At 57.2% G+C, this 24,803-nt stretch carries 10 protein-coding genes; 8 read left to right on the top strand and 2 right to left on the bottom strand.

Annotated features, from left to right (window positions below; all coding sequences use genetic code 11):
* Positions 1-67: 67 nt before the first annotated feature.
* A complete protein-coding gene (locus LOC70_RS11375) occupies positions 68-18,052 on the bottom strand; it encodes a GEVED domain-containing protein (protein WP_230253695.1) in 17,985 nt (5,994 codons plus the stop codon).
* Positions 18,053-18,576: 524 nt separating this feature from the next.
* Here LOC70_RS11375 and LOC70_RS11370 point away from each other — a divergent pair.
* From LOC70_RS11370 to LOC70_RS11350, 5 genes are all read left to right on the top strand, one after another.
* Entirely contained in the window at positions 18,577-19,113 is a 537-nt protein-coding gene (locus LOC70_RS11370) for a hypothetical protein (protein ID WP_230253694.1), read from the top strand.
* A 591-nt stretch (positions 19,114-19,704) separates the two neighbouring features.
* Positions 19,705-20,352, top strand: a complete 648-nt coding sequence (locus LOC70_RS11365) for a TIR domain-containing protein (RefSeq protein WP_230253693.1) — start codon at positions 19,705-19,707, stop codon at positions 20,350-20,352.
* Positions 20,353-20,478: 126 nt separating this feature from the next.
* The gene (locus tag LOC70_RS11360; RefSeq protein ID WP_230253692.1) at positions 20,479-21,381 is read left to right on the top strand and encodes a hypothetical protein; all 903 of its coding nucleotides are present in this window, start codon (positions 20,479-20,481) and stop codon (positions 21,379-21,381) included.
* Positions 21,382-21,517: 136 nt separating this feature from the next.
* Positions 21,518-22,006, top strand: coding sequence for a hypothetical protein (locus LOC70_RS11355; RefSeq protein ID WP_230253691.1), 489 nt, complete (start codon positions 21,518-21,520; stop codon positions 22,004-22,006).
* Between the two features lie 118 nt (positions 22,007-22,124).
* Positions 22,125-22,709 (top strand): tetratricopeptide repeat protein, encoded by a 585-nt coding sequence (locus LOC70_RS11350; protein WP_230253690.1) that lies wholly within the window; start codon positions 22,125-22,127, stop codon positions 22,707-22,709.
* Positions 22,710-23,154: 445 nt separating this feature from the next.
* Here the strand turns inward: LOC70_RS11350 and LOC70_RS11345 are convergent, their stop codons facing one another.
* Positions 23,155-23,334 carry a hypothetical protein gene (locus tag LOC70_RS11345; RefSeq protein WP_230253689.1) on the bottom strand — a complete coding sequence of 60 codons (180 nt, stop codon included), beginning with the start codon at positions 23,332-23,334 and terminating at the stop codon, positions 23,155-23,157.
* A 236-nt stretch (positions 23,335-23,570) separates the two neighbouring features.
* On the opposite strand from LOC70_RS11345, the gene LOC70_RS11340 reads away from it, so the two are divergent.
* The 3 genes from LOC70_RS11340 (at position 23,571) to LOC70_RS11335 (ending at position 24,758) form a co-directional block, all read left to right on the top strand.
* The gene (locus LOC70_RS11340) at positions 23,571-23,795 is read left to right on the top strand and encodes an addiction module protein (RefSeq protein ID WP_230253688.1); all 225 of its coding nucleotides are present in this window, start codon (positions 23,571-23,573) and stop codon (positions 23,793-23,795) included.
* Positions 23,716-24,087: a type II toxin-antitoxin system RelE/ParE family toxin gene (locus tag LOC70_RS24620; protein ID WP_390889031.1), complete on the top strand. Its 372-nt coding sequence runs from the start codon at positions 23,716-23,718 to the stop codon at positions 24,085-24,087. Before LOC70_RS11340 ends, LOC70_RS24620 begins: the two co-directional genes overlap by 80 nt.
* Positions 24,088-24,209: 122 nt before the next feature.
* Positions 24,210-24,758 carry a hypothetical protein gene (locus LOC70_RS11335; RefSeq protein ID WP_230253687.1) on the top strand — a complete coding sequence of 183 codons (549 nt, stop codon included), beginning with the start codon at positions 24,210-24,212 and terminating at the stop codon, positions 24,756-24,758.
* Positions 24,759-24,803: the final 45 nt, after the last annotated feature.

Below are 24,803 nucleotides of genomic sequence, written 5' to 3'. Positions count from 1 at the left end.
CTTCCAATCGAACTCTACGTCACGCTCGCGAAAATTGGTTTCAGACCGAAGCTTTTCTCTGCGACGATTAGTTCATCGACGCGAAGAATGAGTCCAGTGCCGAAATTTCCGATTCCTCGGATGGGTCGGCCTGATCCTGATCATTTGCCAGGGTTTCCACCACATCGTCTAGGCTGATCACGGCAGCCGAATCAAAGACGCTGGTCGAATCGCCAACCACTTTGGACTCGGTTTCGACGATCGGCTCTCCTGCCGCCACCGATCCGGAGCTGGTTTCGGTGACCGTTGGATCGAACGCGATGGTCGCTCCCGAGGCCAACACACCGTCGGAGACTTGGCTGTAGCTGGTCGACGAGGCAACCAGTGGTTCGCCGCTGGCACCCGTTGGATCGTCACCAGGACCCGCGATTTCGTTCAGGCGGTTGATGACATTCAAAGCGTCCAAAGCGGAGACCACACCGTTGCCGTTGACATCCGGGTACTGAGGCAGAGTGATGCCCGCCGGAATGTTGTCCAGGTCGATGTCGCCGTTGGCAGCGTTCAGAGCATTGATGATCAACAAGGCATCCAGAGGCGTCGTCGCACCGCTGGCGTTGACGTCGTAGATCAACGATGGGTTCTGGAACGGGTTGTTGTTGATGACGAAGGTGTAATCCTCGACTTCACCCGATTGAGCCAACCCGGTCGCTCCCAGGTTTGCCTCATTGGACAAACGGAAGCGAGTTTGGATGGAGCCCGTCGTCGCATCCGATGGAACGTTGATGTTGACCGTCGATCCGCCCGTGCCGATGACACGCGAGGCTCCGGATCCGATGCTTCCAAAGCGTTCGACTTCGCCGTCTTGGAAGACACCATCGCCGTTCCAGTCGAACCAAGCGTCCAGGTAGAACGCTGGGGTCACGCCGCCAACCGTTGGCGATTGGATGTCGATGACAAATTGAGTCGAGAAACCAGGACGCATGGCACCCAGGATTGCGACACCGTCGTCACCATCGGCGTTGGTGTCCGTCGTTGTCGAACCATTGTCGACACCATCGGCGTCGGCGGTGATTTGCGAACCGAGTTGGAAGCCTTCGGTGATGACGTGGCGTGGGCCATTGTCCTCCACCGTGACTGGAGTCCGTGGATCAGCCGCATCGCCGAAGTCGAGAAGGTCACCGACGAAGATGATGGCTTCGCCTGCGAGCAATGGGTTGCCGACTTCATCGGTGATGCGTTCGCTGACGACCGATTGGCCGCGAACGATGCTGGCACCTTCGATCAAGATGCGAGTGTCAGGCTGCTGGACGACCAGCGTTCCCGCGGCGATCTCGGCAGCGAATGCGTCGGAGATGGCTTCGCCGTACAGGTGAGCGATTCGACGCACACCCGTTTCGGACAGCGACAGGATGTCGACGATCGGTTGAATCGCAGCCAACTTGGTTGGGTTGGTGGCCTGCAGATCTTCGACCAAGTCTTCCAGGCTGCTGCGACGCACATCGTCCAGTGGCACGATGACCGGGATCGATGCGGGCTGACCGGCGAATCCGGATTGCGACAACGCGGTTCCAGCCAAGTTCAAGCTGAATTGGTCGTCGCCACCCAGCGAGATTCGTCCGCCGCCGAGGTTGACCGGAGTCAACCCCACGACGTTGGCGGAAATCGCGGTGACCAGTGCATCGGCCACTTGATCCGCGGTCGAGCCGCCGAATCCTCCGCCAGGAATATTCACCGCGATGGCGCCCGGCGTGTTGACGAATCCGTCGAAGTCCAGCTCGAACGTGACCGATTGAGCCGTGCCACGCGAGATCGTGAAGGTTTGGCCGTCGGTGATCAAAGGCGACACGACGCCTTCTTCGGTTGGCACAATGATGCCGAAGCCGAACGAGGTTCCGATTTCGCTGTTGCCTTCGACTTGAACGCCACCGGTCAGCGAGGTGACCGAGATCGGGCCGTTGGTACCGGAGATTCGGAAGTTACCCGAGGCACCGGATGCTTCGACGTTCAACCCAGCGGTCGTGATTGCGGCCAGCAGTTCCGCCACGATTTGGCGAGGCGTGCTGTCGTCGCGAATGGCAACGACCACGTCGGCGTTGCCGGTCACGGCACCGTTGGAATCGAACTCGAACGTCAGTTCTTGTTGACCGTCGAAGATCGAAATTTGTTGACCGTCGAAGTCGTTGATACCGTCGGTGGTGGTGATCAGCAACGTCACGTCCAACACTTGGTTGGTGTGACGCAGGAAGCTGTCGGATTCGAACGAGACATAAGCGTTCTCGCTGGCGGCGGTTGCACCCAACAGTTGCAGTCGACCGGTTTCGATCGTTGCACCGTCTTCGATTTGCATGTGGACCGCGACCAGTTGCACACCAGACTCGTTGATCGCACGAGCGAAGATGTCGCTGATTTGCTCCGCGGTCGCAGCGGCTGGCAAACGAACAGGGATGTTTCCTTCGGCAACGTTCGCAATGGCTTCGGTATCGAACTCGAAGGTGTATTCGTTAACACCGTCGAAGATCGTGACCAGTTGGCCGTCGATGTTGGATTCGATCAAGTTGGTGAGCGGATTCACACGAGTCAACTCGCTCGGCAGGATCGACAATCCGATGCCGGTGTCGGCTTCGAAAATCTTGTCGCCGATTTGCGTGGTCGCTCCGTCGGCATACAGACGTCCGGGTTGTGCGTTCAACACGCCGGTGCCGTTGCCGGATTGCGTGCTGCCCAGAAGCTCGACGGTATAGGTCGCGTTGTCTGGCCACACGCCTCCGATCGGAGTCAGGCGAATTTTGTTGTCGCCAGGCTCGTAGCTGAAGCGATAGTCGACGCCTTCGGAGAGCAGTTCGACTTCGTCGCTGTCGGCAAAGAATCGGGTGACGCGAACCAGTTCCGATCGAACGGTCGAGTCATCAATGCCAACACCTGGAGCCGCATCGGCGGGAGCGATTCCGTCGACGAGTTGGATCTCGAATGCGTCGTGGATCGTGCCCACGCTAAACGCCTGACCGGCCAAGTCGAACAGGTCATCACCGCGAGGCGAGGTCACCACGAAGCGAGGTCCATCGCTGTCGCCACGCTCTTCGGCACCACGATCGACGAAGACGTTGAAGCCCAGGCCGTTTGGCGTGGCAACGTTCGGGTCGTCGACGCGGAGTTGTCCGTTGAGGTCGTAGACGGGAGCCACGATGGGACTTGGAGGAAGTCCAATCGCACCGCGAACGGTTTGCAGGGACGCTCGATCTTCCAGCGAGTTGATGCCGCTGTCGATCGTCGCCGTGCCGGCTTGAGGTGTGAACACCAAGTTGACCGGATCAACGAAGATCTGTTGGAACGGGCTGATGAACTGAGCGAACAATCCGGTTCCACCCGCGGTCGAGTTGTTCGCATTGCGGAAGAACGTGTTGCCACCGATGACCGTCAAGTCGCGAGAAACGTCGACGTCGCCAGCGACGTTGTTCTGCGGAGCCGAAACAGCGATACCGGTTTGGAAGTTGGCAACGATGTTGTTCAGGATCGTGGGTGCCGAGTTCTGCTGGACCACGATGCCTTGGCTGCCCGGCGTGTAGATTTCGCGAGCGATGGTCGAGATCGCTCCGATGCCGTCGATGTCCGCACCAGCCGCACCGAATTCGAACGTGCCAGCGGGCGACAGGTCGGTCAGTCGCACGAAACCGAATTGATCGTTGGGACCGAAGCCGAACGAATCCAAATCGATGGTGTTGTCTGCTCCGAAGACTTGTCCCACGGAGAAGAACGTCACGCCGTCACGGCTGATTTCAACCGCGATGCGTTCGGGCTCACCCGATTCGAAGATGACCAAATCCGGAGCCGAGGTTCCGTCACCGGTCAACAAGTTGTCTTGGAAGAGGAACGTTGCTTGTCCGCCCGATCCCAACGAGAACGTGAATTGTCCGCTGGTGGGTTCTGGTCCAACGCCGTGGCAATCAGGCGAGCCGAGTGCGGCTTCCGGATCGGTGAATTCCGAGCTGACGTCTGGGCCGAGCGACAGCGTGTCTTGAACCACCGCGTCGGCGAACGAGATGCCGCCTTGATCGAACAAGATCGACTCGAACACTTGTGGTCCCAGTTCAGCACCGCTTTCGATCGGGCCGCCAACCAACGTGTTGTTCACGATTCGGTCGAAGCCAACCGGGTCTTGCGTGGCCGAACCGTCACCATCCAAACCAGTGATGCGAATACCGGCATCAGCGTTGAACGCAATCACGTTGTTTTGAACCACAACACCAGGAATCAAATTCTCAGTGTTCAGTTCAATCAGGTTGCGGGCGTAAGTCAGGATCGATGGAGTGGCGTCCCGTAAATCGTCCGACGTGACACGTGCGGTTGCGTCGCGGTTGATGTCGACGCCGGCGTTGGAGCTGAACAAGAACCGGTTGTTCTCGATCATGATCACGCCCTGTGCCTCATCGACGCGATTCGTATCGCCTCGCAGATCAGCGATTTCAATATTCGCGAACGCGGGACGACCGGCTGTGTCAGGTCGAACGCTCAGGTCGCCATACAGGTTGATTCGCGTGTCGGCGTTGACCAATGCGTTGGGCGAGCTGGCGCTGGCCGGTGGCACGGTTCCATTGGCACGCGAGGCACTGCCGTCGATGACCGCTTGGACCTGCGTCGAATTGATCAAGCGAATGATCTCGTTGGCCACTTCCGCAGCGGATGCGGTGCGTGGCAACCGAACGGCGACGCGGTTGTCTTCCGGAACGATTCCGTCGAAGCTGCCAAGGTCGTTGCTGATGTCGAATTCGAACGTCAGGCGAGTGTTCGCATCGGCGAGGGTGAACGTGGCACCGTCTTCGATCTCGGCGGCTGGCAACGTTGTTAGCGTGATGCCGCTGCTCAGTCGTTCGTTGGTGTCGAACGTGCGGAAGCGAGCCTCGCCAACACCACGTAGTTGGATCGGCTCATTGGCCACATCCAAGGCGACCAACGATCCGTCATCAATGCTGACGCCGAATGGTCCGGTGAAGCCAGTCAAGTCGAGGTCGTTGCCATTGATGTCCAAGAATTGGCCGTTGGCGTTGGCGGTGACGCGAGTTCCGTCGGCTGCCACCGCGACGAGGACGGTCGTGCCGTTCTGGTTGCGTTGGACTTGAGGCGTGGTGACAGGAACCTCGCCACTGCTGACGTATTCCGATGCGTCGCGAATTTCGAGTTGGTAAGCACCCGAGACCGTTGGTTGGGTCGGTTGCGGTGGGTTGGTCAGGTTGACCGACTGATCCAACACGAATTCTTCGTTGACACCAATCGGGTTCGCCGCGGTGACCATTTCGCCACGCTCTGCAAAACCGATGATGATGTCGTCGATGAACGCACCGTTGGATGCGTTGTCCGCAGCAGCTCCCGCACCGTTGGCTCCGAATCGGTCGCCGTAACGTTGAGCCGTCGAGGCGAATGGGCCGGAGTCGTTGATCGTCAAGTTTGGCAAACGAACAGCGGACCCGACTTGAGGGATCAACGTGGTGTCGCCGTCGGTGAAGCGGTTCGCCAAGGCTTGACGCAGGGCGGCGGCAACTTCCACGGCGGTGGCCGACTGGCTGATGCGGATCGGAATGCCGGGAAGTGCGTTCTGTGAACCGACACGCAGACCGCTGCCGGTGGCAACCGATACCGTTCCGGCACCGTTGAACTCGACGACCGACGCGTTGGCTTGGACGTCCAACTGCGGGTTGATCGAAATCGTTAGGTCGTAACCACCAACCTGTGCGGCACTGGTGGTTCCGGAAACGCGAGGATCGTAGTCGCCGTTTTCTGGGCCGCTGATGCCGATGTAAATCACACCGTCCGAAGGTGCGGTGAGCGACACCGTGCCATTAGCATTGTTCTCGACTGCCAGCAAACCGCCGGTTGGGCTGCGAAGTTCGACACCGTTGGAATCGAAGAAACGAACGTTCAATAGCACGCCCGGGTTGTCCGAGGTGGCGTCGACAGTGATCGTCGTCCCCGCGGCGACTTCGACGCTGGACAAATCGACATCGCCCAGGTTGGTGACGCCGCCACCGGTGACGGTTCCCAAGGTTCCGCGACCGGTGACTTGCAGGTTGCCGTCAACATAAGGCAGCGGGGTCGCTTGGAAAATCAAATCGTTGCGACCGGTCGCACCCACTGGGTTTGGGTTGCCAAACGGATCGACTGGGTCGGATGCATCGCTGAAGTCGAAGTTATCGACGGTCGCGAATTGAGGCGATTGTACACCGGTGTTCTGTTCCACCACGGCTTGCAGTTCGCCGCCGATGTCCGATTGTGAAAGGTCGGCGATCAAAACGGAAACTTGACCGGCCGCGATCGAGCGGGTGCCGTCATTCAGCACGTATTCGACGCCGTCGATTTCAACCACGAAGCGTTCCGTGGGATCTTGGTACAGCGTTGCCAATTGAGTTCCGGTGGGAACCAATTGATCGTAGTCGACGGAACCGTCGGTCTCGCCAATCACAGCGGACAGAACACGTGCCACGTCTTCTTGGCTGAGGTCCACAATCGTTTCGACGTTTGGATCGGCATCGTCGAAGGTTTCGTAGATCGCCAACAAGTCCAACGGAATCAAATTCGTGTTGGCGAATTGTGGCTCGGCGTCGGTGGTGTCGCGGAATCCGTCATCCAGCAAGTACTCGTTGCCGTTGATGAAGATGGTTTTGAATTCGTCTGGATTGTTCTGATAGAACAACGCCAGTTCGGCTCCGGACGGAACCAATCGATCCACGCTGACGCTGGTGTCGAACACCGAGGCCACCGACGAAGCGACGTCGGCCGCGGTCAGCGATGACAGCAGCGATGGGTCGCCGTTGGTCACATCGATTGCGATTTGGTCCGCCGCAACGGCTCGTGTGCCGTCGGTCAAGATGTACTCTTGGCCGTCCACGACGAAGGTGGCTTCCGCCGTCGCACCGGTGCCAAACAGTTGAGCCAATTGAGCTCCGGACGGGAACGCGATGGTTGGCGACAGATCGATGGAGAACAGTTGCCCGCCGATGGTGAAGGTTTCGCCGTCGGCCAAGCCGCTGGCGGCCACCGTGCGAATCTCCGCGGTGTTCGTCGCGGTTGTCCCCGCGGTCGAGAATTCGATTCGCAGTGCCAAGTTGCTTTGGCCGGCGAACTCATTCAGCGGCACGCGAGCTTGACGCCAGTTGCCCGTGTTGTCGAACAGTTGTTGGACGTCGACATCGATGTCATCGTCATAGATGCCAACTTGAGCTGGATCATCGAACTCATCGTCGAAGTTCAGGTTGCCACGCGATTCGTTGTTGGTCGCGACCAAGTGTTCCACGCCGTTGTCGTCGATGACGTAAACACGCAAGGTGTCACGGTCTTCCGAGAACAAGTCGTCGTCGTTGTCGGTGGCGGTGTCGTCATCCACTCCATCGGTTTCGAGGAAGTAGTTGAAGTACATCGTTGGCAGGTCGGCGGAGGAGTAGCCTTCCAAGCTGAACGTGTTGGACTGAACGATCCCCTTGGCACCGCCGGGGAAGTTGTACGTGCTTTGGACGTCTTGTCCGTCCTGACGCACGTTTTCGTTGGCGGTGTTGAAGTTCTGGACCGGTGCTTCGCCGAAGTTGTAGTTTCCGTTGAATGCACCCGCGGTGTAGTTGAACTGCAACGAGTTGCCACCGGTGAAACCGAAGCGGGTGTCGCTGTCGTTCTGGTTGTAACCGTGACCCGGATCGTCGGCGCGAGCCCCGGCGACGTGCCACAGGTTGTAATCCAGCGTGCTGAAGTCCAAACCAAGAGCACCAAAGATGCCGGTTTCGATGAAGGTGCGTCCACCGGCAAAGATCGGCTGCAATTCACCTCGCGTGTTGAACGCGTAGATGCGGCCGTTGCTGGTCGTTCCGAACAGAATGTCGCTGTAAGCCCCGTCTTCCACGCTGTTGGGACCAGCACGCAAACCGGTGAAGTTCAATCCGATCAGGTCGGTCGCGGTGGAGACATAGTTGCCGACGAAGCGGTTGCCCGTGCCGTTGAGCTGTGCACTTGGCACGATGTACAAGCCACCATTGCTGCTGACGCCGTACAGGTTGTTGCCAACCAATTCGACACCCGTGATCAAACCACCGTTGGCGGAACCGCCGGCTCGGATCGCTCCGGTAACACTACTGACATTGGCGATGGCACCCGTGATCGCCAGCGAGTTGCCTTGCGCGGTCGCCGTGACCGTCGGCAGCGAACCTCCGGTGTTGGCGGCTTGAACCGCTTGCGAAATCCGGAAGGCGATGGTTTCGGCCGTGTCGGTTGGCAACAACGTGACGGAAGTGTTGCCCGCCGCGACGTTGTTGTCGCCAACCAGGGCGATGCCATCGGCCGCGGTGGCACCTGGACCGGTCAGTTGAACGTTGGTCGCCGTTGGCAATGCCAACTGAGTTCCCTTGGCGGAAACAGGAATGCCTTGTTGACGGATGATCGATTCCAACGTGTCGATGAAGACGACCGCATCGGACGAACGATCCAACGGAACACGAACGTTGTTCGGGTTGATCGCTGCCGTGGAATCAGTGATTTGGAAGGTCACTGGCGAGCTGCCGGGGACTTCGATCGTTAGCAACGTGTCGTTGACGATGCTGGCCGGATCCAAGGTCGTGCCGGCCGCGATCGGAATCGCCGCGTTTGGCAACGATGCACCGGTCAACGAATCCGCAGGCGATGCTGCCAGGATCGTGAAGCCTTGGTTCAATTCGAACGTGACGGTTTCGGTACCGTTGGTCAGGCTGAACGTGTCGCCGTCGAACAATCGTGCAACAGGAAGTCCCGTTGCATCGTTGGCGGTTGCATCTGCGATGCCGAGTTGAGTGTCTTGGTTGCCAGCGGGAACCGCGGTGTCGATGGCACCAATTTCACGTCGATCAGTACCCGCACCGGCGGCTGCCAATGCCAAGTCAAAGACTGGACCGGTTGCTTCACCTGTTTCCTCGTTGAAGGCATACAGGATGTTGTTGATGTACTCCAAACCGGCTTGGAACGTTGGGCGGTTGCCGACGAAGAAGCCGGTTTCAGCACCGAAGCGAGAACGGATCGTGATCGCTTCGACTTCGATTCCATCGTCGCTGGCTTCGTCCAAAATTTGTTGGGCTGGCGGAGCTTCCGCGTCCAGGTTGTGGAACGTTTCAATCCCGGCACCCACGCTGAGCGGAGCACTGAGCTGAGCCGTTGCGGTGTCGATGCGGTTGTACGTCCAAGTCGTATCACCGGCGGGACGATCGTCGTAGCCCGTGTAGGCAAACAGTTCCCCGTTGGCCGTGAAGGCAATGTCGCGAACTTCGTCGCCGAAGTTACCAATGACTCCGTAGGTTTCGCCGGTGAATGGGTTGACGACGAACAACGACGATTGCGTGTTGACGTACAGGACAACGTCATCCAGCGAGTAGTCCAGAATGGAGTTCTGGTCGAACAGAACAGGTTGAACCGGTGCACTGGCCGTTCCCGGGTAGAAGAACGACGAGCCGCTGAAGTTTTCTTCTGCGATGCGACGAATCGAATCGACCGGTTCCAAACGCAGCAACGGGTTGGCTGTGTCGCGGTTGGTAAATTGATCCAGCACAGCGGGCTGACGCGATTGATTCGAAATCGCAACGTAGTAGGTGCCTTCGGGAAGTTCGGCGGATCCGATGTACGGGTCAGCCGTGCCGAAGGAGCCTCGCGAAAGATCCGATGGGTCGTAACCGGCACCGGCCGACGTTTGATCGTCCGCGACGTTGCTGTCGCCACCGATCAAGACGAGTTCACCCAGCGAGTTGAAGACGTACAACGCGGTGTCGGCACGAGCCAATCCGTCGGAGTAATCGACGTCGAAAATGGTCGCCAGGTAGAGCGCCGCATCGTCGCGGGTCAGTTGGCGATAGTCGACATCGAACTCGTACCAGTCGACGTCGCCGCCGTCGGTCAAGAAGCCCGAGATGTTCTTCGACAACGAATCGCTGCTGAGAGGACCGGCTGGGTTTTCCAAGTCGATATCGACGCGGTCAATGCCACCCGAGTCACGGTTCAGCACGATGCTGCCATCGGCCAAGGTGGTGATGGTTCCGTCGGAGGTGAATTGATTGTCGTACAGTCCCAAACGCTGAGCGTTGCTGAGCGTGTTGTTGGCGGAGTCGGTTTCGAAATCGTCTCCGGCCAGCGGGCTGTGCATCGGTCCGCCGATGACTTGCACGCCGTTGGTCGCGAATCGAACGTCGCTGTAACGAACTTGCGTTCCGGCGAAGACGTCGTCTTCACCCAAACGGATTTGCAATTGGTAGCTACCGGTCGTGCGGCCTTTGCCCAGCGAATCAGCACTGGTGAGGAAGCCGCCGCCGTTTGGCAGCGTGGTGGCTTCGGCGGTGTCGGTCAAACCGCTACGCACGCGGATGTGATACAGCAAACGCTGACCAACGGTACCCGGCAGGACGATTCGCATGCCGGCGTCGCGAGCGTTGGTCGAGTAGTTGTCTTGGAACATCGAGTCCGCTGCGGTGGCGTCGACCAACGTCGTTCCAAGCCCCAAGACTTGATCCAAATCGAATCCGTTCAGTCCGCCACCGCTGCGGCGAGCGATCTCGGCCGTCAAAGCAGCTCGACGTGCCGCCGCGTTCGGGTCGGTTGGATCGATCGACAGCAGTTCTTCGATTTGACGAGCTTCTGCCAGTGAATCATCCGACAGGATCAGCGTGTTGCCGTTGGCGTCGATCAGTTCGACGATCGTGTCCAAGTTCGAATTGGTACGGTCGATGTCCAACCAAACTTGCGTGCCAGCTTCTGCAACGAAAGCGAACACGTCTTCGTCACCACGGCTGCTGATCTCGCCTTCGACAATCAAACCGATGCGACGTGATTCATCGCCGGCTTCGATCGAAGGTGCCAACTCACCAAGGTACTGCGAGGTGGCTGGCGTTGCGTTGGTGTCGCTGTTGCCAACGTTGCCAGGTTCGTTTTCGCTGGCGATCGAAACGTTCGAATCCGAAGCGGCTTCGCGAATCGTGATGCCGTCCCACGATCCTGCACCGTCGATGCTCTGTGGCAACGTGATGCTGGCGGGGTTGGCGGGGTCGAATGGAATCCATTCGACGAACGAGGTCACGCGAGCGGCATCGGAACCACCATCCAACTGCCAGATCAAAGCGGTCTCGATGTCCGCAGGTTGTCCGTTCTGGCTGATCGCGACGGTGCCATCGGAAACTCCATCGAAGTTGGCCGCACCGGCGACAGGACCGAACGCACCAGGGATATCACCATTGATATTCGCGGCGATGTCGAAGTTGAATCCGTTTTGCACGTTATTCAAGCGGTTGAGCAAATCACCCGCATCGTCGGTCAACCAGCCGGTGTACGACGCGTTGAATTGGTTCACCGAATCGTTCTCGTAAACACCACCGTGCGAGAAACCGACTCGTGCGGTTTGGTTCAACGTCATCAAGCGGAAATCGCTTTGGCCAGGCGTGCCGATTTGATAGAGCACGTCGTTGTCGTCAGCGGTGACGCCCTGATCCAAGTAGCTGAACACTCGGATGGTGTTGATGTTGCCGGCGGAGAAGTCGGCTCCATCAACGGTTTCGAAGTCCAACTTGGTGTAGGCCACCGCGCGGTTGTCGACGATGAACGATTCCGCCGTGAAACGAATTTCGCGACCGAAGACGGTGAAGACACCACTGCTGCGGACACGGTCGGGACCGACCAAGATCGGGTTCGGGTTGTCGTTGGGACCGAATGCGTTGATCAACGGGATGCGTTGACGCCCACCCGTGTCGCTGGTGACTTCGATGTACGTCGTGTACAGGAACGCGTAGTTCTGTTGAGCCAGCAATGCACCACCGGCGTTCTGGTCGATGCCCGTGACGACGACGTTCTGCAATTCACCACCGCCCAGCACCGTGGTGTTGAGGTAACCAGGTGCGTTTGGATCGATGTCGTTGTCGATGGTCGTTCCGTTGTCGACTTCCGCACGGTTGGTGCGATCGTACTCTTGCCCCAGTGGCAACAACGGCGGTGTGGCTTCGCTGTTACCGGAATCGCTGGTCAACACAGCAATCGGGTTGCCGTCTTCGTCGACGCGAACTCCGTTGTTGTCGGTGTCGATGTTGGCTTGGCCGTCTGGTGTGAAGCCGGCACCGACGGTGTCGTCCAGCAAGCTGGTCAAGACCACGGGGAAGTCCGGTTGGCCAACGACTTGCAAGCTGCCACCGATGCGGTTGGCAATGTCGAGCATCTCGTCTTCCGCGGTCAGCAACGTACCACCGGCGACGATGCCGGCTTGGCGACGCAGCAACACGTCTTCGACGTCCAGGTCTTGGTTCTGGAACTTAACGACCAACGAACCACGTGCGTCACTTTCCAGACGCAAGCCACCGTAGATGTGTTGGTTCGGGATTTCGATCATGCCACGAACGATGTGAACGATGTCGGTATCGTCCCAGACCACTTCGGTCGCCACGGTTCCGCCGCGAACTTCCAAACCGTTCAGTCCGGCGGTGACCACTCCGGCGGCAACGTCTTCGTCCGAGACGGTGGCCGAATCAATCGCGTTGCCGGCGATCAACGGGCCGCTGTTGCCAGAAATTTCGTAGCGATCCAGGCTGTCAGCCACATTGCCGGTCAAGCCGAAGTCACGCGACGCGGTGGAGCGGCCTGGGTCCGTGACTTCTTGCCACGAGAAACTGTTGACGTCGAACGACATTGCGGGGCCACTGCCATCGACAAATTCGTTGTCGACCATGACTGGTTGAGCACCACGCACGAACACGGTGCCGCTGGCGTTGTTCACTCGGCCCACACGTTCTTCGCGAGGGTCGTTCGGGTTGTTGGTGTTGTTGCCGCTGTCGTTCAAGAAGCCTCGGCCATCGGCGTTGTCTTCGAATCGCGAATTGGCGACTCGCAGATCGCTTTGATGAACTTCCAACACGTTGAAGCTGGCAAAACCACCTTCGATACGCGAGGACCCGCCACCACCGGCCAGGACCGCGTGGTCGAACGAAGCGTCAGCACCGAAGGCCAGGTAGACACCCGACCAATCGCCGGGTTGCAGTTCGTTCTGTCCGTCGTTGGTGCCTTGCGAGATGTTGTTCGTGTTGAACGCACCGCCGGTTCCGTAGCGGTCGTCGTTCAGGCTGGTCAGGATGATCGGCTCTTTGGCCGTGCCTTCGGCGTACAGGTGAGCGTCGAAAGTCACGTCGATGCGAGCGCCGTCCAACTTGACGATCATGCCCGGATCGATGACCAAGCTCGGATCCAAACGACCCGCGCGAGCTTGCAACGGCGCGGTGACCGTCAGCAAATCCAATCGATCGGTGCCGATGGAAGCTCCGTCGGTGAACGAAGACTGCGAAGCGTTCAAAACGGCGACTTGACGATACTCGCCAACGGTGCCGTTGCTGGCGACTTCCGCACGGTAGACGATTCGCGAGGCGAAACCACTTCCCGCGGGAGCGGCTGGGATGCCGCTGACCAGGATGGAGCCTTCGTCGATCGTTTCGATGATTTGGGTTTCGCTGCTCGGTCCAACTTCCGTTCCATCAGCCGTCGCGAAAGTGAAGCGATAAACGTAACGACCGGGCTCGACCAATCCGGTGCCACCACCGGCTGGGTTCGGAATCGAGCTGGTTTGGATGGAGCCACTGGCACCGGCCAACAGCGTGCCCGCGATGATGCTCGGGTTCAGCAGGTTGCTGCCTTCGTTGGTGGCGTCGCGGTACGATGTGTCGGACGTATTCAAACGAGCGACCAAGCGGAACTCGCCCGGGTTGCCGTTGGCGTCCACCGTGGCTCGATACAGACGACGGCCGCTGAAGCCCGAGTTCGCTGTCACGGTCGGCAGGCCAGACAACTGAACCGCCGCACCAGCACCCACGGTGACCGACGAGGTTGCGTCGCTTGGAGTGGATTCAAAACCGTTCTCGTCGATGAACGTCATGCGGTAAACGTAAGCACCCGCGTCCAATCCGGTTTCACCCGCAGGAGCGGTGGTGCTGTTGGATCGAACCAACAGAACACTCGGGGCCGCGTTGGCCGCGTTCACGCCACCGGGGTTGCCTTCGATCAGCAAGTTTTCGGTCAACACGTGCACGATGTCGGTGTCATCGAAGCGAGCGTTGACGTCCAACGATTGCAGGTCGCCGCCGGTCGGAGTCGACAAACGGATTTGCAGCCCGTTGATCGAGTTGTTGGTCAGCGTGTTGCCGCGAATGTGCGGTCCGATGCGCGTCACATCGCTGGTGAAGTACGACGGAGCCGCCGCACCAGGAGCAACTTGGTTCTGGTATTGCGATTCGTCGAAGCGAGTTTCTTCAAACGTGTTCGGTGTGGCCGCGATGGCGGCTTGTGCCGAATTGCGAATCTGGTTGTTCAGAATGGTTGCACGGACGTCCGCCAACTCGATTGGCGAGATCGTCAGGGTTTGGCCGTCGACCGAAACTTGCCCACCGCCGTGTTGAATGTCGGCGTATTGGATGTGGTTCAAGAAGACCGCGTTGTCTTCCATGTTGGTCTTGCTGTCGTCGGCAAAGTCGATGTCGCCACGCAGATCGATGCCGCCCCAAGATCCGGTTTGGCCATTCAGACCAACGAACGAGACCATTTGATCGGGCGTTCCCAAGATCTGCAGCGAGGAATTGCTGCGATCGACCGATTCGGAAGTGCTGCCGACACCGATGCGGCTGCGTGACATGCGGAAGGTCGATCCGCCGTCGATGACCAGTGCGATGTCCTTGGGAACATTCAGCGTGGATCCGTCTTTCAGTTCGCTGCCGAAGCTCGAACGACCGATTTCGTAGGTGCCGCCACCAATCACACGAATTTTGGTGACGGGCGTTCCACCGTTTGCCGAACGGAACTCGGCCAAGCGAATCGCATCGTCAATTTCAGCGACTGGTTTGGTGGGTGTTCCCATCGTGACGAACAGGTCGAAGTTGGTCACGTCTGCCGCGGTGAAATTGCGGTCGGGCAGGTTGGTTCCGGTCAGGCTGTCGACATAAACGACCGCATCGGGATCCGTTGGGTTGAACCAGAAATTGAATTCGCCGCCCGGTTTGCCATCCGCGTCGCCATCCAGCGGTTGAGCCGCGGTGCCGTTGACGGGATTGTCCATGATGCTGCTGGCGGCAGCGGTCTCGTACGAGACAACCAATTCGTAGGTGCCTTCGGTGACACCGCCGATGCCGGTTCCGGCGATCACGGGGTTGTAAGACGTGTTGCCAGACGCGCTGACGCCGATCACGTAGTCGCCAGCTTCCAAGATGTCGATTTCGATCAACGAGTCATCGCTGAAGTAATCGTCGTTTTGTGCGATCTCGATGTACTCATCCGTGCCGACTTGTTTGTACAAGCGAAGCGCGGTGTCGAGCGTGCTGGACAGGCTCAAGCGTTGAGCGACGGTGGAGATCGAAAGCTTGCCTGGTTCGCTCAATTCAAAACGATACAGGTCAATATCGTTTGCTTCAGGACGGAACAAGTATTGACCGTTGACGATATCCGATGGACTCGGGAACAACGCTTCGTTGTCATCGCCCAATTGCGATGCCAAATCGACCACATCGGGAGATTCCGGATTCAGTCCTTCCAAGACCGAACCGGTGGACTGCGTCACAGGTTGTGGCAAGTGATCGGCGTAGCCATAACCGAGCAATTGACCAATCCCGAGGAATGCACCGCGGAAGAACTCGCCGCCGGTCTGGTCATCGACGCTGGAATCAAAATCCTGTGAATCCATCACCAGCAGTTGGCGATCGCCAATCGAGTCCGCGTTGGGGTCGGTTCCAAGGAATGTCAAACCGTTGATGTCCAGCGGTCGCGTGTCCAAGGTGACTCCGCCGACCGCACTGTTGACGGTCAGGTTGTCATCAACGCTGCCGTATAGCTCACCCAACGTGATGCTGAGCAAAGGTGCGCCGGATGGAATGCTGGTGACGGCACCCGATGCGGTGTCACCGACTTCGATGAACTGAACGCCCAAGTACTCGCTGAACAGCGACATGACTTCGCGGACGCGTTGCTTTTGTTCCTCGGTGATCTGGTTGATGTAGGTTTTGTCCAGATCCAATCCGCTGCTGCTGGGTTCATCGCCCAACCAGCTCGTCGGGAAGTTGTAGTACGCCGTGGTGATGCCATCGACGGTGTCCGCGCCGCGACGCCACACGTCCAATGGAACGGTGCGTTCCAAACGGCTGGGGTCGTCCGGACGAATGTTGCGAACGCCCTGATAGTCCGTTCCACCTGGGAAATCCAAGGTGTAGAGCGGGTCATTTGGATTCGGGTTGTCGATCTCGCCGCCGGTCAATCGAACGCTGGCGGTTTGGCCGGCTCCGATGCCGTTGAGGTTGTTGATGATGGTGGCGGTGTCAAAGCTGTCACCGGCGTCACCCGCGACGGAAACGTTGCCGGGCGTCATCGGCAGAGCACTGTCGTTGCCAATTTTCAACCGAATCGCACCTGGGATCTTCGGCAATTGATCGATCGGTGTCGGAGGATTGGTTTGTTGGGTCAGGTCAGGAACTTCGGAGAAACTGAAGTTACTGTTTCCGTCGTTCAAAAAGTCGTCGAAGGTCAGACGAACCGCGTTGGGTTTGCCCGGGATCGCGTCGATGTCGTTGGGGGTGAAGACCGTGTCGTCTTCGCCGGTGACGGTGTCACGGGTGTAGATCAGTTGGAACAGATCCAACTGTGCCGACAGGTTGGCTACGTTCACGTCTTCCGTGAAATACACATCGACCATGTTGAGCCGCGGTGTGCGCTGGCCTTGGTTGTCGACGTCAATTGGCTCCGGAACAACCGCCAACACCTGAGGTGGCTTGTTCAGGATGAATGGGACGGCGAAGTCGACACCGTCGTTGAAAGCTTCGCCGGCCAAGTTGCGTAGAGCTCGATCGCCCGATCCGAAGATTTCGATCTGATACGCGTCGTCGGGAAGCGGTTCGGCGAATCGGAAAACGACCTCGTTCGGGTTGCTGCCGATGCCGATGAAGCCCGCGTTCACGGGAGTGTCCGTGGCCCCGGTCAACGCCAGCGATGCGCCGAAGTTGCCGATGCTCTGTGACAGGCTGCCTCGTTCCTGGGTCGCGGTGACCAGGTCCGCAGCGGTCGGAGTGTTGTTGATCGCGTCGATGAATTCGCCCACGGTCGTGGGGCTGGACGCGTTGCGGTTGATTTGAACCGTGATGGTTTTGCCAGAGACCGATACCAACGGTGGTGTGGGACCACCGAAGTCTCGAGGCTGGACGATGATTGAGATCCCTTGTCCACCAACACCCGACTGTTTGGCAACGATCTTGGTGCTGAACGCGTTGCCCAATCCGAGGTCGGTTGAGGTCTGCGCGGCATTGGCACCGGACAGCGTCAATGTGATGGCTTGACCGGCGACGGCTTGGCCGATGGGGGTCGAGGAAGGGCCACTGACTTGGAAAGCGTCAGCGACGGTGTCACGACCGAGATTTCGCTGGGTCGCGTTGTAGTTCTGCAAAGCCAACGTCAAATCGCGAACGGTTGCCTGACGGCTTGGGTTCGCGTTCAGATCGATGTTGAGTTGGTTGTTTTCCGGATCCTGCGTGATGATCACCGGCGCGGTGGTCAGCGAGCGAACCGTGCCCGTCAGCGAGACCGTCGTCCCGTTGCCGCCCACGCCCGCTGCGGATGCTTGGAACTCGACCAACACGTTGCCGCTGGTGTTGAAATCCGTCACAGCCGTCGCTGCTTCGAACCCGCCATCGGCACCGGCTCGGGTGACACTGATCGCCAATGGATTCGCGGCGGTACCCAACGTGGTTGGGTCGATCGACGAATCGTCGTCAAATCGGAAGGTCAGCTCGTTTGGCGAAACATTGAGCAGTTCGACGCCATTGACGTTACGAATGGTGCTGCTGTTGTCGATCAGCTCCGACGCGTTGGGCTGGATCGCAACCAGCTCCGGACCCGCCAGCAACTGACGTGACTCGAGAGCTTGCGATTGAAGGCGACGCTCCAACTTCGCACGTTGCGTTTTCCCTCGTCGGGATTGGCCTCCCAGCAGAGAGGATCCGCTTCGGCGGCGACGATCGTCACGCCGTTTTCCGGCTGAATCGTTGACGTTGTGCATGTTGGAAGAGTTGCCCGGGTTACCGATCGTCATCAGTGTTGGCCTCGTCGTGCCGCTCGTTGCGAACCAAAAGGACTCGGTTGGCGGCGGAGCAGGATGCGGGGGAAGTTGCGAAAATGGATGCCAAAGTCAGAGCAAAAATGCTGTTTTTGGCTGTTTGGATAAGGTGCAGCGGCTGCGCAAAGTGGGCGTGGCCGCGGGGCTCGAGTGTAGTTGGGGTGCCTCGCAAAGCAACGAAAAACGCTGTTGTGGCAGGGTTTAAGTCGCTGCGTGACGGTCATGACGGTCATCCGGATTTGATGCCGTTCACCCCGCGTTGGATGCAAAATGAGGGTGAAAAGTTCCCGACGGGTTTTGACGCTTGTAGCGGCTGCCGCATCGGGACATTGCTGAGGCCGACAAATGCGTGCGGCGAGCCGCCTCGGCGGAGTAGGAATCGGAAGGCGGCTACGATTCTTTGACAATTTTGCGGGGCATGAGATGCCTCAGTGGAGTGGTGGCGGTAGAATCGACGCCGTCATGAACCTCCCCTCTCGTATTCATTTGGAGATACTCAAATGAAACCCCTGTTTTCGTTGGCGTTGGTTGTCTGTTTCGCTTGCCCCGTTTTGGCCGATGACGAGGCTGCGACCAAAAAGAAGCGAGCCGGCAACCGTCAGGCGGGTGGCTGGATGGCCCGCAATGTGGAGAAGTCGCTGGAAGCGGTTGAGTTGACCGACGAGCAAAAGGAGAAGCTGGCGGACGCGAAGAAGCAATTCACTTCGGAGCTGAAGGAGTTGCGGGAAGCCGGGCTGACTCAAGAACTGATGAAGAAACGCATGGAAGCTCAGAAAGCCGCCCGCGAATCGGGACTGAAGCGCAAAGACCTGGCCGCCAAATTGAAAGAGGAATTCAGCGAGGACGAGCAAGCCCTGTTCGCCAAGCAACAGAAAGCCGTCGCTGCCATGCGGAAGTCCGTGGCGGGGATGCTCACCCCCGAGCAAATGGAAAAACTGCCCGAACAAGCTCGCAAACAGTTCACCGCCGCGAAGCAGCGTGGTGAGGGGAAAGGCAAGAAGAACGGAAAAGGCAAGAAGAAGAAACAGGAAGCCTGATCCGTCTCTCGCAACTTCGATTCGGTTTGACCGAACGTTGATCGATGACACGTGTTTGGATTGGGTGCCAATCCAACACGTGTCATGATTCTGCGAGCAGCCTAGCGGCATGGCGCAAGCCAACCGGTATTTCTCCAAAGGGCATCCTGCTGCCTCAAAGAACGCCCGGCAACCGAATCGTCCTCACCTTTTGATTTCGCTCGGAACTTCGCAGAACCCGCCGCCCCAGGCTTCCCATCTCGTTCCAGCAAGAAAAGCTTCTTGAACCTATTCTCACCCTCAAAACGGGGGTGAACACCCAAGGCACTTGTTCTCACCCACCCACCGGGTGGCAATCCCGTCCCGCCGACTGTTCCCACCCGAAGAGTCAGGTGAAAAACAAGTTACCCACCAAAGGATTGACTCACATTGACCAAGCCGTCTGAAGACCATGCGAAATACGTCCAGCAACTTGAGGACTACCAGACTGCGTTGATTGCCTATTCACAGGGCCATGACTCGCTTACAGACGGAACATCAATTCGGACGTACATCAACCGCAACACTCCCGCCGTTCGCAAACTCGTTTGGCGAGCCGGATGTGGAAAGACAATGACGGTCAGCCCGCCCGCCGCAGTCGGCGGATTGATTATGCGCAACGTTGATCCTTTTAGCTGTGTCTTTGAGGGTCCGTACGGAATGAGCATGACGTCCGTGATCTCCGACATGATCGACGAGACTGTTGGCGTAATCCAAGCAGGTGAACTGCGTCCCGAGTCGAAACCAAAGCCGGAGAAGAAGGGTAAGGCAAAATCCAGCCGCAAGGTATTTGTTGTTCATGGACATGACAACGAAACCAAACAAACCGTCGCCCGGTTCCTCGAAAAACTCGGATTGGAGGCGGTCATTCTCCACGAGCGAAGCAACAAAGGTCTGACGCTGATCGAAAAATTCGAGCAGAATTCAGACGTCGCATACGCGGTCGTGTTGATGACGCCAGACGATGTTGGTGCCGCAAAGGCGGATGCCAAGACTCTCAACGCACGTGCACGACAGAACGTCGTTCTTGAGCTCGGATACTTTATGGGCAAACTTGGACGCAAGAATGTGGCGGCTATTCTTCGCGGCGACATTGAACGGCCATCGGACTACGATGGCGTGGTCTATATTGGCTATGACCTGAATGACGGTTGGAAGCTGCTGCTCGCCAAGGAACTGAAAGAGGCTGGGCTGGACGTTGACCTGAATGCCGTGATGTAGGTGGGTAACAAATCAATGCACCCGAGTCGCGAAGTCGGGCGTTTTGACAATGGAAGATTGCTCGTCGCGACCGGGTGATTGCGGACGTTATCCGACTGAAGTTCACGTATAGGATGAAACATAAAATTGGCTAGAAACTCCAAGTCAACTGAGCAGAACGGTGAGTCAACGCCCAAGGCACCACGCAAGTGTGGCATCGTTATGCCAATTTCTGCTTGCGACTCTTGCACGGAACAGCACTGGAGCGAAGTGAAGGCAATTATCTCTGATGCTGTTGAATCAGTGGGCTTCACCGCAAACCTTGTTAGCGATGCCGACGATGTAGGCATCATCCAGAAACGGATCATCCAAAACCTCTACGACAATCCGATCGTTGTTTGCGACGTAAGCGCAAAGAATCCAAATGTAATGTTTGAACTTGGAATGCGTCTAGCATTTGACAAACCTACGATCATCGTCAAGGACGATGAAACGACGTACTCCTTTGACACTTCGCCGATTGAGCATCTCGAGTACCCACGTGACCTCAGGTTCGCAAAAATCGTTGAATTCAAGAAAAATCTCGGTGCAAAGATTGCTGCAACCGTTAAGCAATCGGAAACAGACCCAAATTACATAACATTCCTCAAGCATTTTGGGAAATTTGCGGTCGCAAACCTAGAAACAACAGAAGTGTCAAAAGAAGATTTTATTATCGAAGAACTTCGCGAGCTTAGAAGGGCAATTGGCAGAAGAGACTCGATTGCGGAAAGAGAGTATCAGCGAATGATGGAGCGTGACATGCTAGAACGCAAGTCGTTAGCGGGTGCTAACTCATCACGCAAGCGGAAGCTCTCGGCATTGATCGAGAACCGCGTCATGGAAGCTCTTTCAGCCCATCATCCTAAGGACAATGCGGTTGCAATCGCAGAACTTGATGTCGAAGTGGTTCGGAAGATCATGAATGATCCCGAATTGCGTAGCTTAGTGGACAATCCCGCCGAGGTTGAAGAGATGGTTCACAAGACCATTCGCGCGTTCGTTGGCTAGTGCTACTTATCTCAGTATTGCAATCACGTCGACGGATAACCATCCGATGCAACCTAGCGGCGAAGCCGGGCGTTTTGAAGTGGAGAATTAACCGTCGCCGCCGGCTGATCGGTAACGTTATCCGATCTGAAATTGCATGGAGCCTTCACCGCAATCTTGGGAACCACTGATACCTCGATACGAACATGCGATTTTGCAACGCTACCACAACGGGCGATTCGCGTCGTTTGACGTCGATAAGCTGCTGCCCGTATTTGAGCCGTTTCATTCGGGGATCGTTGACGAGGACGGAACGGTTCCGTTGCGTTTCCCTGGGTACACCGACACCTATGAACTGCGACTCGGTGCCGACGCCGTAGAACGCCGAGTGCTGCTGACGCTTGATATCCGATTGCCGGTTCATGCTCCTGGATTCTGGTTCTGTGTTTACTGCCTTTTGGTCGATGACTTCGTTGCCCTACTCGCCCCTACCGCTCGCGGAATCTACTATTCACACCCTGACACACCGCAACACTCACCGAATTTCGACGCCGACGCAACACCGACATTTGCATCATGCATGACTCGCATCGAAACCCCGTCTGAGCTGGTGGCCGTCTTCACTGGCAACCAAGCAGGCGGATAACGATTGCATGCACCGGAGCAGGTGTGCCTCCGCTACGGCGGTTGCCTTCGGCATTTTACCACCTCCGCTCCGCCACCCCTGCCCGGTGATGCTGGGCGTTCTGCAGCAAAGATGCCTGATGAATGAATTTCAAATCGGAAACCGCTGCTTCGTCACAAAGGATTATGAGACGGCAGTCGTGCATTTTCTTCGCCACGCGAAATCTCGACCATCTGATGCCGCAGACGCTTACGCATCTGTTGCCGAATGTTACCGCCGCTGCAATTCACTTACCGAGCCCGAGGAACTGCTGAACGGTTTTACGCTTGTATCCAAGGGTGATTTGAAGTCCGCCGAGAGCTACTACCGTCTTGCGTTGAAGCATGATCCATCGAACATCAAATCGATCCGTGGGTTGGTCGACATACTACCCGAAAAGTCGGAAGAGCGACTTGCACTTCTCGAGTCGGCAGTAGAGCTTCAGCCTGGTACGCTTGTTTTGATCGATCTCGGTGATTTCTATCGCACGCACCGCAAAGACTACCAACGTGCTTACGAGTTATATTGCAAGGCTCAAAATCACGCGCCACGCGATGAGACCGCCTACCGACGTCTCAATGACATATGTCGAAGACTCGAACGACCCGAAGAGGCCAAGGATTGGAGCGAACGCTGGAAAGAAGCGAAGAAGAGTAAACGAAACGTCGGCCCGAATGCCGGCTGAAAAGCGCAGAACCATGCGATGCACGACGAGTCGCCGAGTCGTGGTTATTGAAGTAGATGATCGCTCGCGGCGACCGCGTGATCGCTACCGTTACCCGACAGACATGAATGCACTTCCTCCTGAATCCTACGACGCCTAGTTGGCGATGAACGATGAGGAACAGGAACGCATCAAAGCCGACTTGTGGGACGCGTACTCTCGCGACAGAATTGACGTTCCGTTTACTGCACTGGCGCGGTTACTCGCATCTACAGATCAAACCGTTATTGACGGTGCCGTCGGCACATGGCGCGGCGGTGAATACCTCCTCCACGTTTACGTGCCACTCGACGAGATCGGAGATTGCCCAAAACCACTGGAGCAGCGATTCGAAGGCTTTCGCGTCTACTAGATGTGCTACCCAGAACCCGAGAGTCACTACGCCGGCATCTTCAATGTGCACGATCTACAACTGAGCATCCAAGGGCAACGTGTAACGGTCAATGCAAAACTGGTCGACCTTCGTGTCTACGTCGATGCTTTCGATTCCTCCGGTCAACCGCTTCTTGTAACCCGCCCTCGCATCTAAGACGGCGGTTTTTCTTTCGATCTTCCCGACTTTCACCCAGACACCGACGATACACATATTTTGCTTCACGGCGACGACGGGCATTGGAATCACCAGTACACTGTCCGAAGATCAAAACCTTGCCCCAAAGGCGGGTAACCATCGCGTGCACCCGAGTACGCGAGCTGGCCGGTTTCGAAATGGAAAATCTTTCGCGCGTACCGGGTGACGCGTGCCGTTCGCCGACAAAGTGGCCTTAATCGTGTTTTGCCTGAAGTATTGCTTGTTGCTACAATGCAACGACAGGAGACGACATGGACATTTACACAGATTCAATACGCGACCTCGCCCCCGCAGAGAAGCTTCGTCTCGTTGAACAAATCTGGGACGATCTAGCTGCCGAAGACGCGCCCATTCCGCTGCCAGACTGGGCGGTAACGGAGGCCGCTCGCCGACGCGATGAGATGCTCGCTGATCCGGAGCTTGGCTCGACCCACGACGAGGTTTGGAAACGGATCAACGAATCACGGCATGGCTAGGTCGTTACGCTATCACCCGCTCTTTGATTCAGATGTACTCAACGCCGCTGAATGGTATGACAACCGACAGACAAAGCTGGGCACAGATTTTGTTTCCCGCGTCCGGATCGCAGTGGACAGTTTGATCGCAGATCCCGAGCGACGAACCTCGATTGACTACGGCGTTCGCTACTGGCCGGTAGAACGCTTTCCCTGCGTTGTGTTCTACGACCTTACGGATTCGGAGATACTTGTCCTTGGCGTCATGCATACGTCGCAAGAATCGCGAAAGTGGTTAGCAGGTCGAACGTGACGGGCGGCGAACCATCCGATGCAACCGAGCGGCGAAGTCGGGCGTTTTCCAATGGACAGTCTCTCGTCGCCGCCGGGTGATTGGTGACGTTATGCTTCAAGCAATCTCAATAAGGAAAAGCGATGCTAGGTAAACTGCTATTTGCCATCATGGTTTTTTGTACTCCCGCCATAGTTTCCGCTCAGCAGCAGTCTCCAGATCTCGGCTCGAAATCCGAAGCGATGAAGAAACTCAAGTTTCTCACGGGCGTTTGGGAAGGCGAAGGCTCAATCGAATTCGGTGGACGCAGATCAAAATTTCATGGGCGAGAAACCGTTGAATTGAAGATTGGCGGGTTGGCTCTGCTTATTGAAGGCGTTCATAAGATGAATCTTCCCAACGGGGAAGAACGCGTTATTCACAACGCTTTAGGCCTCATTACGTACAACCCTGAGTCAAAGGATTTCCAGTTCATTGCTCACCTATCAAATGGCCGGTCAGGTACCTACAAAGCAATGCTGACGGATGAGAATACCTTGCAATGGACGCTCTCCGATTCGCCCGTAGGGAAAATGCGTTACACAATCAACGTCAACGATGGGAAATGGCATGAGATTGGAGAGATCTCGGAAGACGGTAAGGGATGGGTGCCTTTTTTCGAAATGCAGCTGAGTAAAGTCGACCGAGAATAATAATTTCTGCCGACGAAGACCGCATAACCAACAAGGATTTGACTT

Origin of the sequence: Rhodopirellula halodulae, from assembly GCF_020966775.1 — a bacterium.
Taxonomy (GTDB): Bacteria; Planctomycetota; Planctomycetia; order Pirellulales; family Pirellulaceae; genus Rhodopirellula; species Rhodopirellula halodulae.
This window is presented reverse-complemented; position numbering and strand designations above follow the sequence as displayed.